We start from the raw sequence: 16375 nt of genomic DNA, 5'->3' as shown, positions 1-16375 counted from the left end.
GAACCCATCGCTATCGAGCGCTCTAGCCAGTAGCGCCCCTCCCAACTGGGCAGTGCGCTTGTTGGGGCGTTTCACGTAAATGGGACGTAAGTGCAAGCTAGGACGGCCCGAGGAACGAAGTGCGGATGAAGATCATCCGCTGATACTTGCTGGAAAGCGTAAGCCATTGAACGACAAAGCCCCGCGTTAGCGGGGCTCTGAAGATGTGGTGCCGGAAATAGGAATCGAACCTACGACCTACGCATTACGAATGCGCCGCTCTACCAACTGAGCTATTCCGGCGAAGACCGGCAATTGTAAGGATCGCCCCGGCGAGGGTCAATCGACCAGCTGCAACCGCAGTTCCTTGGGCAGCGCGAAGACCATGTCCTCGGGCTCCCCATCCAGCTCGCGTACCTGCTTTGCGCCCAGCTCGTGCAGGCGCTCGATCACGCCGCGCACCAGCACCTCCGGCGCGGAGGCGCCCGCGGTGATGCCGATGTGGCGCTTGCCCTGCACCCAAATCGGGTTGATCTCCGGCGCGCCGTCGATCAGGTAAGCCTCCACGCCCTCGCGCTCGGCCAGCTCGCGCAGGCGGTTGGAGTTGGAACTGTTGACCGAGCCCACCACCAGCACCAGGTCGCAGGTCTTGGCGAGGTCGCGCACCGCATCCTGGCGGTTCTGGGTGGCGTAGCAGATGTCGTCGTGGCGCGGCCCCTGGATCGCCGGGAACTTGGCGCGCATCGCCTCGATCACCGCCTTGGTGTCGTCCACCGACAGCGTGGTCTGGGTGGTGTAGGCCAGGTTCTCCGGCCGGTCGACGACCAGCGCCTCCACATCGGCCACGTCTTCCACCAGGTAGATCCGGCCGCGACCCTGCTCGCGCTGCCACTGCCCCATGGTGCCTTCCACCTCGGGGTGGCCTTCGTGGCCGATCAGGATCACGTCACGGCCGGCACGGCAGTGGCGCGAGACTTCCAGGTGCACCTTGGTCACCAGCGGGCAGGTCGCGTCGAACACCTTCAATCCGCGGCGGTCGGCCTCGGCGCGCACCGCCTTGGACACGCCGTGCGCGCTGAAGATGACGGTGGCGCCATCGGGCACCTCGTCCAACTCTTCGACGAACACGGCACCGCGATGCTTCAGGTCATCCACCACGAAGCGGTTGTGCACCACCTCGTGCCGTACGTAGATCGGCGCGCCCAGCATCTCGATGGCGCGCTTGACGATCTCGATGGCGCGGTCGACGCCGGCACAGAAACCGCGGGGATTGGCGAGCAGGACGTCCATGGGCTGATTTTAACCCCTGCGGCCGGGGTCGGTCCTGCCGCCCTGCCCGCCCAGCAGGCCGAACAGGGCGATGCCGATGGCGCCACCGACGATGGCCATGTCGGCCACGTTGAACGCGGGCCAGTAGTGCTCCTTCCAATGCCACTGGATGAAGTCGACCACGTGGCCATGCAGCAGGCGGTCGATGACGTTGCCGATGGCGCCGCCGATCACCAGCGAGTACGGCAGCGCGGACTTCCAGTCGCCGCGGGCCGTGCGGCTGAGCCACCAGCCCAGCATGCCGCTGATGCCGACGGCCAGTACCACGAAGAAGTACTTCTGCCAGCCGCCCGCGTCACTCAGGAAGCTGAACGCAGCCCCCGTGTTGTAGGTGCGGTACCAGTTCCAGAAGCCCTCGATCACGGGGATCGCGGTGTATTCCGGCAAGTCGGACAGCACCCAGGCCTTGGTGATCTGGTCGAGCACGATGACCAGCGCGGACAGCGCGAGCCAGACGAGGGCGTTGGGCTTGGGACGGGAAGCAGTCAAGGGGTCTTTCCGGTTGCAAAAGGGGAATGGAGGCGGGCTCAGAACCAGCGACGGTCCTCGCCCTCGCCGTCCACGTTGTCCGCGCAGCGGCCGCACAGCTGCGGATGGGCGGCGACACTGCCGACGTCCTCGCGATGGTGCCAGCAACGCACGCACTTCGACTTTGCCGTGGCCGCGGCCTCGACGGTGATGTCGTGCGCGGCATCGTCGGCGATCAACCGTACGTCACCGCTGATGAACAGGAAGCGCAGTTCCTCGACCAGCGGCGACAGCCAGTTCTGGTCGGCCACGCCGCAGCGCAGGCCAATTTCTGCTTCCAGCGCCGCGCCAATCGTGCCGGCGGCACGCAGCGGCTCCAGCGTCTTGCTGACCTGCTCGCGCAGCGCCAGCAGCCGCTCGAAGTCCTCGGCCGACAGTTCGGCGTCGCCGCCCAGCGGCGCCAGCCCGTCGTACCAGGTGGCGAACAGCACATGCTCGTCGCGCTTGCCCGGCAGGTAGCCCCACATCTCCTGCGCGGTGAACGTCAGGATCGGCGCTACCCAGCGCACGAACGCCTCGGCGATGCGGTACATCGCGCTCTGTGCCGAACGGCGGCCGCGCGAATCCTCCTGCATCGTGTACAGGCGGTCCTTGGTCACGTCCAGGTACAGCGAACCCAGGTCGACGCTGCAGAAGTTGGCCAGCGACTGCACGATCTCGGCGAAGTCGTAGCGCTCGTAGGCGACCTTGATCTTCTCCTGCAGCTCATGGGCGCGGTGCACGATCCAGCGGTCCAGCGCGACCATGTCCTCCAGCGGACGCAGGTGCTGCGCCGGGTCGAAACCGTGCAGGTTGGCCATCAGGAAGCGCGCGGTGTTGCGCAGGCGGCGGTACACGTCGCCGCTGCGCTTCAGGATCTCGTCGCTCACCGCCATCTCATAGCGGTAGTCGGTCGACGCAATCCACAGGCGCAGCACGTCCGCGCCCATCGCATCCACCACCTTCTGCGGGGCGATGACATTGCCCAGGGACTTGGACATCTTGCGGCCGTCGGCATCGACGGTGAAGCCGTGCGTCAGCACCTGGCGGTACGGCGCCACGCCGTCCATCGCCACCGCGGTCAGCAGCGAGCTGTGGAACCAGCCGCGATGCTGGTCGGAGCCTTCCAGGTACAGGTCGGCCGGCTTGCGCAGCCCGTCCTGCGGGCGCTGCGCCAGCACGCATTCGTGGGTCACGCCGGAGTCGAACCAGACGTCGAGGATATCGGTGACCTTGTCGTACTGCGCGGCTTCATCACCCAGCAGCTCGGCGGCGTCGAGGTCGTACCACACGTCGACGCCGGCCGACTCCACGCGCTCGGCCACCTGGCGCATCAATTCGGGCGAGCGCGGATGCGGCAGGCCGGTCTCACGGTGGATGAACAGCGCAATCGGCACGCCCCAGGTGCGCTGGCGCGAAATGGTCCAGTCCGGGCGGCCTTCGATCATGCCGTAGATGCGCGCCTCGCCCCACTCCGGCACCCACGCCACCTTGCCGATGGCGGCCAGTGCGTCGCGGCGCAGGTGGGCCTGCTCCATCGAGATGAACCACTGCGGCGTGGCGCGGAACACCACCGGCGTCTTGTGGCGCCAGCAGTGCGGGTAGCTGTGGTTGAGCTTGGCCAACGCCAGCAGGTGGCCGTTGCCGCGCAGCAGCTCGACGATGGCGTCGTTGGCCTTCCAGATGTGCAGGCCGGCCAGCTCCACGCCCTCGGCGGAAGGGGTGCTGGGCAGGTACACGCCGCGGCCGTCGACCGGGTTCATCTGCGCGGCGGTGTAGCGCTCGATGATGTTGTATTTCTGGCTGACCGCGAAGTCCTCCTGGCCGTGGCCCGGCGCGGTGTGCACGGCGCCGGTGCCGTCCTCGGCGGACACGTGGTCGCCCACGATCAGCGGGATGTCGCGCTCGGCATAGAACGGGTGGCGCAGCAGCTCGCCTTCCAGTTCGCTGCCCATCGCGGTGCCGTGCACCACGACGTCTTCCACGCCGTAGCGGGCCAGCGCCTGGGTCGCCAGCGCTTCGGCCAGCACCAGCAGGCGACGGCCGCCGTCGGCGCGCTTGGGGCCTTCGACCAGTGCGTATTCGAGTTCCGGGCCGATGCTCACCGCCAGGCTGGCGGGCAGCGTCCACGGCGTGGTCGTCCAGATCGGCACGGCCACTTCCGTGCCCGCCTCCAGTGCCACGCCGAACAGCGCGGCCAACTTGGCGGCGTCCTGCGCGCTGTAGGCCACGTCGATCGCCGGCGACAGCTTGTCGGCGTATTCGATCTCGGCCTCGGCCAGCGCCGAGCCGCAGTCAAAGCACCAATAGACGGGCTTGGCACCGCGCGACAGGTGGCCGCGCTCCACGATCTTCGCCAGCGAGCGCAGCATGTCCGCCTCGAAGCGGAAATCCATGGTGCGGTACGGGTTGTCCCAGTCGCCCAGCACGCCCAGGCGCTTGAAGTCCGCGCGCTGCAGGTCGATCTGCTCGGCGGCGTATTCGCGGCACTTCTGCCGGAACTCGGCGGCGTTGAGCTTGTCGCCCACCTTGCCGAACTTCTTCTCCACCGCGATCTCGATCGGCAGGCCATGGCAGTCCCAGCCCGGCACATATGGCGCGTCATAGCCGTCCATCAGGCGCGACTTGACGATGATGTCCTTGAGCACCTTGTTGACCGCGTGGCCGATGTGGATTGCACCGTTGGCATACGGCGGGCCATCGTGCAGCACGAAGCTGCGCTCACGGCCCTGCGTCTTCTCGCGAATACGCTGGTACAGGCGCTCGCGCTCCCATTGCGCCAATGCGAGGGGCTCCCGCTTGGGCAGGTCGCCGCGCATCGGGAAGTCGGTCGCCGGCAGGTGCAGCGTGCTCTTGTAGGGGTTGGCGTCAGCGGTCACGCGTAGGCTCGTTGTTGGTCTTGTTCAAGGATGGCGCGGGCCTGCACGGCGTCGCGTTGCATCTGCGCGGTCAGTGCCGCCAGATCGGTAAATTTCTCTTCATCGCGCAGCTTGGCGACGAACTCGACTTCGATGCGGCGCCCGTACAGGTCGCCGGCAAAGTCGAACAAATGTGCCTCCAGCAGCGGCTCCACGCCGTCCACCGTGGGCCGGGTGCCAAAGCTGGACACCGACGGCCAGCCCGCTGCCGCCTTCATCGCGTCCACGCCCGGAAGGCCTTCCAGTCCGTGCACGCGCGTGGCGTAGATGCCCTGCAGTGCCGGCACCTTGCCGGCAAAGCGCAGGTTGGCGGTGGGGAACCCGAGCGTACGGCCGAGTTGCTTGCCGCGCACCACGCGGCCGCCAATCGCATAGGGGCGACCGAGCAGGCGCGCGACGCCTTCGAAATCGCCAGTCTGTAGCAGCACTCGGATGCGCGAGGCAGACACCCGCTCGCCATCCTGCAGCACCGGTGCGATCTCGCCGGCAATGAAGCCGTGCTCGGCGCCCAGCGCCTGCAGCAACGCCAGGTTGCCGTCACGCCCCTTGCCAAAGCCGAACTCAGGACCGACCCAGACCTCGCGCGCACCGACGCGTTCCACCAGCACCTTGCGGATGAAGTCCGCGCCCGGCAACGCGGTCAGCGCGGCGTTGAACCGCAGCAGGCCCACCTGGTCAACGCCCAGCCGGCACAACCCTTCCACTTTGGCATGCGGCAACAGCAGGCGCGGCGGAAGCACGCCCCTGGCGAAGAATTCGCGCGGCAAAGGCTCGAAGGTCAGCGCCACCGCCGGCACGCCCAGCAGGCGTGCGCGTGCCACAGCGTGGCGCACCAGTGCCTGATGCCCCAGGTGGAGGCCGTCGAAGGCGCCGATGCAGACCACACTGCCGTGCGGGCACCGGGGCCCGCCCTCGACGTCACGAAACAGCCTGCTCATCACCTTGAAGTATAGCCGCCGCGCGCCGGCTCAATGCCCGCGCAGGTCGCGGGGGCGGATGCCCTGCAGCCAGAGCACGGCCCCGTAGACCAGCCCACCAGCCCCGACCATGACGCCCAGACGGATGCCGCGCTGCCACCACGACCAGGCCGTCCAGTCCTGCCATAGCCACAGGAACACGCCAACCACGACGGTCATCGCCACGCTGGCCAGGCCGACCTGACGCAGGAACCGCGCCCAACCGGGCTGCGACTGGTAGACATTGGCCCGGCGCAGGTACCACCACAACTGCAGTGCGTTGGCCCAGCCCGCAACGGCAATGGCCAGCGCCAGCAGCGCATGCGCGCCCGGAATCCGGCCCAGTGCATCAATGGGATGCCCATCGGCTGCCGCCAATGCCTCGTGTCCTGCCGGGGTCAGGTAGACCAGTCCCGACATCAACGCGACCGTGCAGGCCAGGTTGATCACCACCGACGCCACCGCCGATTTCACTGGGGTCTTGGTGTCCTGCCGCGAATAGAACGCGGGCGCCAGCACCTTGACCAGCAGGAACGCCGGCACCGCAATCGACTGCGCAATCAGGCTCAATTGCGCCATCCGCGTGTCCTCGGCGCCGAAGCGTCCGTACTGGAACAGGGTGGCGATCAACGGCTCGGCACACAGGATCAGGCCCAGGCACGCCGGCACGCCGATCAGCAGACAGAGGCGGAAACCCCAATCCAGTCCCTTCGAATAGCCCAGCGGGTCCGACGCGGCATGCCGCCCCGACAGGTGCGGCAGGATCACCGTGCCGATGGCCACACCGAACATCCCCAGCGGGAACTCCAGCAGGCGGTCGGTGTAGTACAGCCAGGTCACGCTGCCGCCGATCAGGAACGAGGCCATCACGGTGTTCATGAGCAGGTTGACCTGCACGACCGACGAGCCGAACAACGTCGGCACCATCAGCTTCATGATCTTGCGCACGCCCGCATGGGCCACGCCCCAGCGCGGCCGGGGTAGCAGGCCAAGCCTGGCCAGCGACGGCAACTGGAACACCAGCTGCAGCAGGCCCGCGGCAAACACGCCCCAGGCCAGTGCCAACACAGGCTGCTCCATGCGCGGCGCCAGAAGCAGCGCCGCCGTGATCATCGAGATGTTGAGCAGCACCGGCGACAACGCCGGAATGGCGAAGCGGTTGAAGCTGTTGAGGATGCTGCCCGCCAGCGAAGCCAGCGAAATGAACAGCGCATACGGGAAGGTGATGCGCAGCATCTCCACCGCCAGCTCATGCTGCTCGCCATCGGGCGCGAAACCCGGCGCGAACACCTGCATCACCCACGGCGCCCCGGCGATGGCCAGGCCGGTGACCACCAGCAGCGCCGCGGTCAGCGTACCCGCGACCCGGTCAATCAGTTCCTTGACCGCGGCCTGGTCGCCCTTGGCCTTGTACTCGGCCAGCACCGGCACGAACGCCATGGCGAACGAGCCCTCGGCCGACAGGCGGCGCATGAAATTGGGGATGCGGAACGCCACCACGAACGCATCCATCGCGGGACTGGCGCCAAAGACGACGGCATACACCTGATCGCGGATCAGGCCGGAGACCCGCGAGATGAATGTCATTACACTGAAGATGCTGGCAGATCGAAGCAGGCCCTTAGCCATGAACGCTGCCCCACGCCACATCGGCCCCCATATCCCCCTTGACATCGGGCCAGTTGACGCAAGCTACTGAAACGGCCATACTTTCCCGTCTGATTTTCCGTTTCCCCATTCTACCTAGCTTCATCTACAAAATTTCAGGAATTCGCCGTGGCAAACATCAAGTCCGCCAAGAAGCGCGCCAAGCAGGCAGTTGTGCGCAATGCCCGTAACGCCAGCCAGCGTTCGATGCTGCGCACCGCCGTGAAGAAGGTGCTGAAGGCCCTGGGCGAGAACGACGCCGCCAGTGCCGAAGCCGCCTTCGCCGTGGCCCAGCCGGTCCTCGACCGCCTGAGCTCGCGTGGCCTGATCCACAAGAACAAGGCCGCCCGTCACAAGAGCCGCCTGACCGCTCGCATCAAGGCCCTCAAGGCCGCCTGATCGTTCGGTTGCACGCCTCACGAGAAAACCCGGCTCCGGCCGGGTTTTTTTGTGCCTGCGTTTTCCGGCCCACCCCATTGGGAAGAAATGCCAATACGGCAGGATTGATGATCGGCTGATCGGACAGTAGTCTCTTCCGGCCGTTCTTCACATGGATGAACGAACGGCCACAACATCACTCTTGGGGGAAAAACATGAAGTTGCTTCGCGCAGTGCTCGCCACTGCCATGCTGTTCGCCGTGCTCGTCCCGGCGCATGCCGGCAAGATGGCCAAGTCCAAGGAACCGCTCGCGGTCGCGCCGGACAAGGCCACCATTGTGTTCATGCGCCCCGGCAAATTCGTGGGTGCCGCCGTGGCGGTCCCGGTATTCGACGTCACGGGCGATGAAACCAAATTCGTTGGCCTGGCAGATGCCGGCAGCAAGGTTGCGTATACCGTGCCGGCCGGCGAGCACGTGTTCATGACCACGGTTTTTGGCGGCACCGCGGGCGTCCGGTTCTACAAGGCACAAGTTGAAGCCGGCAAGGTCTATTACTTCCGCGCGCGGATCATCCAAGGCATCTGGGGCCTGGAGCCGGTCCGCCAGGCTGAGCTGGCCACCGCGGACTTCAGTGGCGAGGACAAGGGCACCGCGCTGACGGTGAACTCCCCGAAGACCCTCGCCTGGGCCGAGGAAAACCACGAGGACGTCGCCAAGAAGCACCACGACCTCGAGCCTCAGTCGATCAGCGACGAAAATACGCTGCGCGTGGAAGACGGTCGCTGAAACCGGCCGGACGTTGCCTCCACAAAAAACCCGCCTTGTTCAGGCGGGTTTTTTTATGCCTCACTGCTGGGAAGCTTCCAGCGCGTCCTCACGCTGCCGGTCGAAGAAGGCCATGATGTCCTTCATGATCGGCCACGTGCCCTCGCGGCTGATGGCAGAAACCAGGTACCAGCGGTCGGTCCAGCCCAGCTCAGCGATGATTGCCTCGGCGACCTCCTTCTGCTCTTCCTCCAGCAGCAGGTCGGCCTTGTTCAGCACTAGCCAGCGCGGCTTCTTCAGCAGTTCGGGGTCGTGACGCTCCAGTTCGCGCTCGATGGCGCGCACCTGGTCGGCCGGGCTCATCTCCACCCCACCCTCCATCGGCACGATGTCGACGAGGTGCAGCAGCAGGCGGGTGCGCTGCAGGTGCTTGAGGAACTGGGTGCCCAGCCCCGCGCCTTCCGCAGCGCCCTCGATCAGGCCCGGAATGTCGGCGATCACGAAGCTGCGATGGGGCTCCACGCTGACCACGCCCAGGTTGGGGTACAGCGTGGTGAACGGGTAGTCCGCCACCTTTGGCGTGGCGGCGGACACTGCGCGGATCAGCGTGCTCTTGCCCGCATTCGGGAAGCCCAGCAGGCCCACGTCGGCCAAAAGCTTCAGCTCCAGCTTCAGGGTGCGCTCCTCGCCCGGCAGGCCCGGCAACGCCTTGCGCGGCGAGCGGTTGATCGAGCTCTTGAAGTGCATGTTACCCAGGCCGCCCTTGCCGCCCTTGGCCACCAGCAGGCGCTCGCCGTGGCGGGTCAGGTCGCCGATCACCTCGTCGGTGTCGACGTTGATGACCACGGTGCCGACCGGCACGGTGATGGTCAGGTCGCTGCCGCCCTTGCCATAGGCCTGCCGGCCCATGCCGTTCTCGCCGCGCTGCGCCTTGAACTTGGTCTCGTGACGGAAGTCGACCAAGGTGTTGAGGTTCTCGTCGGCGACCAGCCACACACTGCCGCCCGCGCCGCCATCACCGCCGTCGGGGCCGCCCAAGGGGATGAACTTCTCGCGACGGAACCCGATGCAGCCATTGCCGCCATCGCCCGCGGTGACCAGGATTTCGGCCTCATCGACCAGCTTCATGCAAACCTCTTTCAGTGTTCCAGAAAGCAAAAGGCCCCGCAGGAAGCGGGGCCCTTCGCAGCCAACGCGTCGCGATTACTCGCTGACGACGCTGACGGTGCGGCGCTTCTTCGGGCCCTTGGTCGAGAACTCGACCTTGCCATCAACCAGCGCGAACAGCGTGTGATCGCGACCGAGGCCGACGCCAGCGCCCGGATGGAACTGGGTGCCGCGCTGACGCACGATGATGTTGCCGGCTTCGATGGCCTGGCCGCCGTACATCTTGACGCCCAAGTACTTCGGGTTGGAGTCGCGGCCGTTGCGGGTTGAGCCTACGCCCTTTTTCTGTGCCATGGCGGCTTCTCCTTACTTGTTGCCACCGGCGATGCCGGTGATCTCGATTTCGGTGAAATGCTGACGGTGGCCCATCTGCTTGCGATGGTGCTTGCGGCGGCGGAACTTCACGATGCGCACCTTGTCGGCGCGGCCGTGGCCAACCACCTTGGCGGAGACAACGGCACCCTTCAGGGCGTCGCCGACCTTCACGCCATCGCTGCCGCCCAGCATCAGGACGTTGTCCAGCTTCAGCTCGCTGCCGACTTCGGCCTCGAGCAGTTCGACGCGCAGGGTTTCACCCTGCATCACGCGGTACTGCTTACCGCCCGTAACGATTACTGCGTACATTGACCAGATTCCTCTGTAGTTATTTTGGTCGCCTGCGCCGCCTTCGTGGGCGGACAGAAGCGGAATTGTAGGGGTTTCAGCGGGTTACGGCAACTATCGCGGACTCCCGCCGGGCCATGACCGCTCCGGGCCCGGCACCCCGTTGGCCTGAGGGCCGGTTCCGGCTCTCGCGGACTCCGCCCATTTCGCCATAATCCATTCAACATCAAGGACTTGCCCAATGTACGAGAAGATCGTCGAGCAGGCCGCCGCGGATTTCGGTGTGGACCAGCATCAGGTCAAGAAGGTCCTGGGCGAGATGATCGGCCTGGCCTTCAACCCCAAGCATGGCGGCCCCGAAGGGTTCCTGCAGGCTTTCCGGGAGGTGGGGCTGGGCGACGTAGTCAGCTCCTGGTTGGGCCACGGCCAGAACCGCCCCATCACCGCCCGTGAGCTGGAGGCGGCGGTGGGGCCCGATGCTCTACAGGCCATCGCCACCCACGCTGGGCTGCCCGTGCAGACGGTCGGCGACCTGGCGGCCGCGATGCTGCCCGATGCCGTGGATGTCCTCAGTGAGCAGGGCGAGCTGCCGGCACCGGGCTTGCTGGACAAGCTGCGAGAATGGTTCGGCGACATGGGCGAAGGCTGGGGCCACATCGAACGCTGGCGACGCGGCGGGATGTAACCCGCCAACGGCCGCCCGCTCGCGGCGCGGCTATCCGTCATTTAACGCGCACTGTGCTTCACTGGCTTGGGCGCCCAATCGCCCGCGCCTCCTGCAGGAGGAGACTCGCCGTGAAACCGCACATCATCGAACAGATCCAACGGCGGCTGCGCCATGAGCGCCCGATGCCGCCCCCGCAGGCCGAGGTCCAACAGCCCAGGAGCCGCCGGGAGCGCATCCACGACTGGCTCAGCGAGCTGAGCGAAGACCTCGCCAACATCGACCGCTCCCGCAAGGACACGCCGTCGCGGAAGGATTGAAAGCCGGGGCCGCGTACCGGGACCCGTGCTGCCTCGAGCACCGCAAGGGCGCGCGGCAGGCGGCGTGGTCGTGCCTGACCGTCCCGGACACGCATTTGCTAGTGCCCGCCCCAGTCGATACGCTCATCGGTTCGCCGTCGCTTTGACGGCCGCCCTCCCCCAGGCAGAGACCCAGAGACCCGATGGCGCTGGACTACATCCGCATCCGCGGTGCGCGGACGCACAACCTCAAGAACATCGACCTCGACCTGCCGCGCGACAAGCTGATCGTGATTACCGGCCTGTCGGGATCCGGCAAGTCGTCGCTGGCCTTCGACACCATATACGCCGAAGGCCAGCGCCGTTACGTCGAGTCGTTGTCGGCCTACGCGCGGCAATTCCTGAGCGTGATGGAGAAGCCCGACGTCGACCACATCGAGGGACTCAGCCCGGCGATTTCGATCGAACAGAAGTCGACCTCGCACAACCCGCGCTCCACCGTGGGCACCATCACCGAGATCTACGACTACCTGCGCCTGCTGTATGCGCGCGTCGGCCTGCCGCGCTGCCCCGACCACGGCTACCCGCTGGAGGCGCAGACCGTCAGCCAGATGGTGGACCAGGTGGTGGCGCTGGCCGACAAGCCCGAGACCGCCGAGCAGCGCTACATGCTGTTGGCACCGGTAGTCCGAGAGCGCAAGGGCGAGCACGCGCAGGTGTTCGACCAGCTGCGCGCGCTGGGCTTCGTGCGCGTGCGCGTCGACGGCGTGCTGCACGAGATTGATGCGGTGCCGCCGCTGGCGCTGCGGGTCAAGCACACCATCGAGGCGGTCGTGGACCGCTTCCGTCCGCGCGAGGACATGAAGCAGCGCCTGGCCGAGTCGTTCGAAACGGCGTTGAAGCTGGGCGACGGCATGGCCTCGGTGATGTCGATGGATGCCCCCGAGGCCGCCCCGTTGCTGTTCTCGTCCAAGTACAGCTGCCCCGTGTGCGAATACTCGCTTCCGGAACTGGAGCCGCGACTGTTCTCGTTCAACTCGCCGGTGGGCGCCTGCCCGACCTGCGATGGCATCGGCGTGGCGCAGTTCTTCGACCCGGCGCGCGTGGTGGTGCATCCGGAGCTGTCGTTGGCCGCAGGCGCGGTGCGCGGCTGGGATCGTCGCAACGCGTATTACTTCCAGCTGATCCAGTCACTGGCCAAGCACTACGACTTCAAGGTGGACACGCACTGGCAGGATCTGCCGGAGGACGTGCGCCAAGCGGTGCTGTTCGGCAGCGGCGAGGAACAGATCCAGTTCACCTACCTCACCGAAGGCGGCAGCAAGCACCAGCGCAAGCACCGCTTCGAGGGCATCGTCCCCAACCTGGAGCGGCGCTACAAGGAAACCGAGTCACCTGCGGTGCGCGAGGAGCTGTCCAAGTACATCAGCGAGCGCGCGTGCACCGAATGCGGCGGCGCGCGACTGAACCGCGCGGCGCGCAATGTGTTCGTGGCCGAGCGGCCGCTGCCGGACATCGTCGTGATGCCGGTGGACGAGGCGCTCTCCTTCTTCCGCACGCTCAACCTGCCGGGCTGGCGCGGCGAAATCGCCACCAAGATCGTGAAGGAAATCGGTGACCGGCTGCGCTTCCTGGTGGACGTGGGGCTCGATTACCTGACGCTGGAGCGCAAGGCTGACTCGCTGTCCGGTGGCGAGGCGCAGCGCATCCGCCTGGCCAGCCAGATCGGTGCGGGCCTGGTCGGCGTGATGTACGTGCTCGACGAGCCCTCGATCGGCCTGCACCAGCGCGACAACGAGCGCCTGCTCGGCACCCTCACCCGCCTGCGCGACCTCGGCAACACCGTCATCGTGGTGGAGCACGACGAGGATGCGATCCGCCTTGCGGACTACATCGTCGATATCGGGCCAGGCGCGGGCGTGCACGGCGGCGAGGTCGTGGCGCAGGGCTCTTACGAGGACGTGCTGAAGGCACCCCGCTCGCTCACCGGCCAATACCTGAGCGGCACCAAGCGCATCGAGATCCCCGCCAAGCGCCACAAGTCCAACCCGAAGGCGATGCTGCACCTGCGCGGTGCCAGCGGCAACAACCTCAAGGACGTTGACCTCGACATCCCGTCGGGACTGCTGACCTGTGTCACCGGCGTGTCCGGCTCGGGCAAGTCGACACTGATCAACGACACGCTGTTCACCTTGGCCGCCAACGAGCTCAACGGTGCCGCACACACCGTGGCGCCGCACCGTTCGGTGGAGAACATGGACCTGTTCGACAAGGTCGTGGACATCGACCAGTCGCCGATCGGGCGCACGCCACGCTCCAACCCGGCCACCTATACGGGACTGTTCACTCCGCTGCGCGAGTTGTTCGCGCAGGTGCCCGAATCGCGGGCGCGCGGCTACGCAGCGGGCCGCTTCAGCTTCAACGTGCGCGGCGGCCGCTGCGAGGCCTGCCAGGGCGACGGCCTGATCAAGGTGGAGATGCACTTCCTGCCGGACGTGTACGTGCCGTGCGACGTGTGCGGCGGCAAGCGCTACAACCGCGAAACGCTGGAGATCCTGTACAAGGGCTACAACATCAACGACGTGCTGGAGATGACCGTCGAGGATGCGCTGGCCCTGTTCGAAGCCGTGCCCTCCATTGCCCGCAAGCTTGAAACACTGATGGACGTGGGCCTGAGCTACATCAAGCTGGGCCAGAGCGCGACCACGCTGTCGGGCGGCGAGGCGCAGCGCGTGAAGCTGTCGAAGGAGCTGTCGCGCCGCGACACCGGGCGCACGCTGTACATCCTCGACGAACCGACAACCGGCCTGCATTTCCACGACATCGAGCACCTGTTGGCCGTGCTGCATCGCCTGCGCGATGACGGCAACACGGTGGTGGTGATCGAGCACAACCTCGACGTGATCAAGACCGCCGACTGGGTGGTCGACCTGGGGCCGGAAGGCGGCCATCGCGGCGGCACCATCCTGGCCACCGGCACCCCGGAGGACATCGCGGCGTTGCCGCACTCGCATACCGGACGTTTCCTGGCGCCGATGCTGGGCAAGGCACCTGCCACCACCAAGGGCAGGGCCGAGAAGGCCAAAGCTGAAAAGACCAAACCCAGCCCTGCCGGCACCACGGGCACCGGGCGCAAGACCAACAAGAAGAAATCCGCCGAATGAGCGACAACACTCCCACCGACGCCAAGCCGGCCCGTAAGCCGCGCAAGTCCGCTCCACGTCGGCGCAAGCCTGCGGCCCAGGCGGCTCCACCTGATACGCAGGCTGACGCCGCCTCCACGCCTACCGCCACGCAGCCACCGGTAACCGGATCGCAGAAGTCGGAAGCACACCCCACCAGGAGCGCTGAGGCCGCGACGCAGGCGGCACCGAACACCACCAAGACCAAGCCCCGCCCTCCGGAGAAACCAGCGCGCCCGGCAGCTTCATCGGCCAAGCCGGCAAATCCGACCGTCCGCGTAGCCACGCCTGGCACTGTCCCGGCGCCCCGCATCCTGATCCGCGTGCCGTTGAACGTGCGCTGGCGCGACCTGGACGCCTTCAACCACGTCAACAACTCGAAGTACCTCAGCTACCTGGAGGAAGCGCGCCTGCAGTGGATGCTGACCATGCCCGGCCAGGGCCTGGACGACCACGTGGCGCCGGTGGTGGCCGCCGCCAACCTCAACTACCGCCGGCCGATCGAATGGCCGAACGAGGTCATGGTCGAATTGTTCGTGGAGCGATTGGGCAACACCAGCGTGAGCATCGGCCACCGCATCATCGCCCGCGACGACGCCAGCGTGCTGTATTGCGATGGCAACGTGGTAATGGTGTGGATCGACCGCGGCACCGGTGCGGCCGCGCCCCTGCCCGCCGAAGTACGCGCCGCCTGCGGCTGAGCCTCAGCCCGCCGGCTTGTGCACCACGAATTCGCCGCGAAGGACGCCACCGTCCTTCAACGTGAATTCAATCACCACCTTGCTGCCTTCCTTCAAAGGCGCGCGCGGCTGCATCAACATCAGGTGCAGCCCGCCGGGCTTGAGCGTGGCGGCACCGTCGGGTGCGATGCGCAGTTCGGGCAAGTGGCGCATGCGGCTCACCCCCTCGACCACCCGCGTTTCGTGCAGCGAGACGTCGCCAAAGGCCGGACTGCTGGCCCCGACAATCGTGACCGGGGCGGCGCACGGATTCTCGATGCGTCCGAAGCCGGCCATCATCGGCATCGCCATCGGTGGCATTCGCACCCAGCCCTCCTTGACCTTGGCCGTACACTCGCGCGCCTGCGCGGGCGACAGGAAGGCGACGGTGGCGAGCAGGCACGCGGTAAGCAAGGGACGGAGTGCGTTCATGCGCCTATGATACCCAAGCGCACCTGACCGCCGGCCACACCTACGGGACCCCACGCCATGAGCCTCGTCGAAAGCACTTTCCAGGACGGAATCGCGGAGGTCCGCCTTGCACGGCCGCCAGTCAATGCGATGAACCCCGAACTGTGCCTTGCGGTCCGGGAGGCATTGGACGCCGCCATCGGCGCGGGCGCCCAGGGCATCATCCTCGGCAGCAGCGCCAAGGTGTTTTCCGCCGGCCTCGACGTGCCGCACCTGGTGTCATTGGGACAGGACCGCGATGCGCTTCGTTCGGCATGGCAGGCCTTCTTCGACACCGCGCTGGCGTTGGCCAACGCGCCGGTGCCCGTGGTCGCCGCGCTCAGCGGCCACGCGCCGGCGGGCGGCTGCGTGTGGGCACTGTGTTGCGATTACCGGGTGATGGCCTCGGGGCCCTTCCGGATTGGCCTCAATGAGACCCAGGTGGGGTTGGTGGCACCGGAGGGCATCCAACGACTGATGCGGCGCATCGTCGGTCCCCACCGCGCCGAGCGCCTGCTGGTGGCCGGCGAGATGGTCGAAGCCGAACAGGCGCTTGCCTATGGGCTCGTGGACGAACTGGTGGACGTCGACAGCGTCGCCACGCGGGCCCGGGTCTGGTTGGAGCAACTGCTCGCGCTACCCCGCGATGCGATGCTGGCAACGCGGGCCATCGCCCGTGCGGACGTGGTGGACGCCCTGCAACCGCACAACATCCAACTCGACCGTTTTGTCGACTCCTGGTATGCCGAAGGTACCCAAGCGGCACTACGCGCGCTTCTGGCCAAGTTGGGCAAGTAAGCGCGCGGCAGG

At 66.7% G+C, this 16375-nt stretch carries 16 protein-coding genes and 1 tRNA gene; 7 read left to right on the top strand and 10 right to left on the bottom strand.

What is annotated here, in order from left to right:
* Positions 1–206: 206 nt before the first annotated feature.
* From N800_RS02235 to murJ, 6 genes are all read right to left on the bottom strand, one after another.
* Positions 207–282: transfer RNA gene (locus N800_RS02235), tRNA-Thr, on the bottom strand.
* 36 nt (positions 283–318) lie between these two features.
* The gene (gene ispH / locus N800_RS02230) at positions 319–1269 is read right to left on the bottom strand and encodes a 4-hydroxy-3-methylbut-2-enyl diphosphate reductase (RefSeq protein ID WP_036134247.1); all 951 of its coding nucleotides are present in this window, start codon (positions 1267–1269) and stop codon (positions 319–321) included.
* A gap of 9 nt (positions 1270–1278) precedes the next feature.
* The gene (gene lspA, locus N800_RS02225) at positions 1279–1797 is read right to left on the bottom strand and encodes a signal peptidase II (RefSeq protein ID WP_036134245.1); all 519 of its coding nucleotides are present in this window, start codon (positions 1795–1797) and stop codon (positions 1279–1281) included.
* 38 nt (positions 1798–1835) lie between these two features.
* Positions 1836–4634 carry an isoleucine--tRNA ligase gene (ileS, locus tag N800_RS02220; protein ID WP_232227518.1) on the bottom strand — a complete coding sequence of 933 codons (2799 nt, stop codon included), beginning with the start codon at positions 4632–4634 and terminating at the stop codon, positions 1836–1838.
* A 56-nt stretch (positions 4635–4690) separates the two neighbouring features.
* Complete coding sequence (locus tag N800_RS02215; RefSeq protein WP_036134241.1) at positions 4691–5671, bottom strand: bifunctional riboflavin kinase/FAD synthetase; 981 nt, start codon at positions 5669–5671, stop codon at positions 4691–4693.
* A 30-nt stretch (positions 5672–5701) separates the two neighbouring features.
* Positions 5702–7318 (bottom strand): murein biosynthesis integral membrane protein MurJ, encoded by a 1617-nt coding sequence (murJ, locus tag N800_RS02210; RefSeq protein ID WP_036134349.1) that lies wholly within the window; start codon positions 7316–7318, stop codon positions 5702–5704.
* Between the two features lie 147 nt (positions 7319–7465).
* Between murJ and rpsT the strand changes: the two genes are divergently transcribed.
* Both rpsT and N800_RS02200 read left to right on the top strand, forming a co-directional pair.
* Complete coding sequence (gene rpsT / locus N800_RS02205) at positions 7466–7735, top strand: 30S ribosomal protein S20 (RefSeq protein WP_036134239.1); 270 nt, start codon at positions 7466–7468, stop codon at positions 7733–7735.
* A gap of 194 nt (positions 7736–7929) precedes the next feature.
* Positions 7930–8502 (top strand): hypothetical protein, encoded by a 573-nt coding sequence (locus tag N800_RS02200; protein ID WP_036134236.1) that lies wholly within the window; start codon positions 7930–7932, stop codon positions 8500–8502.
* 60 nt (positions 8503–8562) lie between these two features.
* On the opposite strand, the gene obgE is transcribed toward N800_RS02200, so the two are convergent.
* The 3 genes from obgE to rplU form a co-directional block, all read right to left on the bottom strand.
* Positions 8563–9609 carry a GTPase ObgE gene (gene obgE / locus N800_RS02195; protein ID WP_036134234.1) on the bottom strand — a complete coding sequence of 349 codons (1047 nt, stop codon included), beginning with the start codon at positions 9607–9609 and terminating at the stop codon, positions 8563–8565.
* 75 nt (positions 9610–9684) lie between these two features.
* Positions 9685–9942 carry a 50S ribosomal protein L27 gene (gene rpmA / locus N800_RS02190; protein WP_036134232.1) on the bottom strand — a complete coding sequence of 86 codons (258 nt, stop codon included), beginning with the start codon at positions 9940–9942 and terminating at the stop codon, positions 9685–9687.
* Positions 9943–9954: 12 nt separating this feature from the next.
* Complete coding sequence (rplU, locus tag N800_RS02185) at positions 9955–10272, bottom strand: 50S ribosomal protein L21 (RefSeq protein ID WP_036134229.1); 318 nt, start codon at positions 10270–10272, stop codon at positions 9955–9957.
* 220 nt (positions 10273–10492) lie between these two features.
* On the opposite strand from rplU, the gene N800_RS15145 reads away from it, so the two are divergent.
* The 4 genes from N800_RS15145 (at position 10493) to N800_RS16230 (ending at position 15097) form a co-directional block, all read left to right on the top strand.
* A complete protein-coding gene (locus N800_RS15145) occupies positions 10493–10936 on the top strand; it encodes a YidB family protein (RefSeq protein WP_052107817.1) in 444 nt (147 codons plus the stop codon).
* A gap of 110 nt (positions 10937–11046) precedes the next feature.
* Complete coding sequence (locus tag N800_RS02175; protein WP_036134227.1) at positions 11047–11235, top strand: hypothetical protein; 189 nt, start codon at positions 11047–11049, stop codon at positions 11233–11235.
* Between the two features lie 182 nt (positions 11236–11417).
* Positions 11418–14378 carry an excinuclease ABC subunit UvrA gene (uvrA, locus tag N800_RS02170; protein WP_084087082.1) on the top strand — a complete coding sequence of 987 codons (2961 nt, stop codon included), beginning with the start codon at positions 11418–11420 and terminating at the stop codon, positions 14376–14378.
* A gap of 329 nt (positions 14379–14707) precedes the next feature.
* Positions 14708–15097, top strand: a complete 390-nt coding sequence (locus tag N800_RS16230; RefSeq protein WP_036134343.1) for an acyl-CoA thioesterase — start codon at positions 14708–14710, stop codon at positions 15095–15097.
* Between the two features lie 3 nt (positions 15098–15100).
* On the opposite strand, the gene N800_RS02160 is transcribed toward N800_RS16230, so the two are convergent.
* Positions 15101–15547: a copper chaperone PCu(A)C gene (locus N800_RS02160; protein WP_036134225.1), complete on the bottom strand. Its 447-nt coding sequence runs from the start codon at positions 15545–15547 to the stop codon at positions 15101–15103.
* 57 nt (positions 15548–15604) lie between these two features.
* On the opposite strand from N800_RS02160, the gene N800_RS02155 reads away from it, so the two are divergent.
* Entirely contained in the window at positions 15605–16363 is a 759-nt protein-coding gene (locus N800_RS02155; RefSeq protein ID WP_036134223.1) for an enoyl-CoA hydratase/isomerase family protein, read from the top strand.
* The last annotated feature ends 12 nt before the right edge of the window (positions 16364–16375 follow it).

Source organism: Lysobacter daejeonensis GH1-9 (assembly GCF_000768355.1).
Classification (GTDB): Bacteria; Pseudomonadota; Gammaproteobacteria; order Xanthomonadales; family Xanthomonadaceae; genus Aerolutibacter; species Aerolutibacter daejeonensis.
The sequence above is the reverse complement of the archived record's forward strand: the minus strand, read 5'-3'. Positions and strand labels throughout refer to the sequence as shown.

What these genes read in the sequence shown, in the direction of transcription:
- N800_RS02155 (WP_036134223.1), top strand. Translation starts at nt 15,605, where the DNA reads ATGAGCCTCGTCGAAAGCACTTTCCAGGACGGAATCGCGGAGGTCCGC.
- ileS (WP_232227518.1), bottom strand. Translation starts at nt 4,634, where the DNA reads ATGCGCGGCGACCTGCCCAAGCGGGAGCCCCTCGCATTGGCGCAATGG.
- murJ (WP_036134349.1), bottom strand. Translation starts at nt 7,318, where the DNA reads ATGGCTAAGGGCCTGCTTCGATCTGCCAGCATCTTCAGTGTAATGACA.
- ispH (WP_036134247.1), bottom strand. Translation starts at nt 1,269, where the DNA reads ATGGACGTCCTGCTCGCCAATCCCCGCGGTTTCTGTGCCGGCGTCGAC.
- N800_RS02215 (WP_036134241.1), bottom strand. Translation starts at nt 5,671, where the DNA reads ATGAGCAGGCTGTTTCGTGACGTCGAGGGCGGGCCCCGGTGCCCGCAC.
- N800_RS02200 (WP_036134236.1), top strand. Translation starts at nt 7,930, where the DNA reads ATGAAGTTGCTTCGCGCAGTGCTCGCCACTGCCATGCTGTTCGCCGTG.
- rpmA (WP_036134232.1), bottom strand. Translation starts at nt 9,942, where the DNA reads ATGGCACAGAAAAAGGGCGTAGGCTCAACCCGCAACGGCCGCGACTCC.
- rplU (WP_036134229.1), bottom strand. Translation starts at nt 10,272, where the DNA reads ATGTACGCAGTAATCGTTACGGGCGGTAAGCAGTACCGCGTGATGCAG.
- obgE (WP_036134234.1), bottom strand. Translation starts at nt 9,609, where the DNA reads ATGAAGCTGGTCGATGAGGCCGAAATCCTGGTCACCGCGGGCGATGGC.
- N800_RS02160 (WP_036134225.1), bottom strand. Translation starts at nt 15,547, where the DNA reads ATGAACGCACTCCGTCCCTTGCTTACCGCGTGCCTGCTCGCCACCGTC.
- N800_RS15145 (WP_052107817.1), top strand. Translation starts at nt 10,493, where the DNA reads ATGTACGAGAAGATCGTCGAGCAGGCCGCCGCGGATTTCGGTGTGGAC.
- uvrA (WP_084087082.1), top strand. Translation starts at nt 11,418, where the DNA reads ATGGCGCTGGACTACATCCGCATCCGCGGTGCGCGGACGCACAACCTC.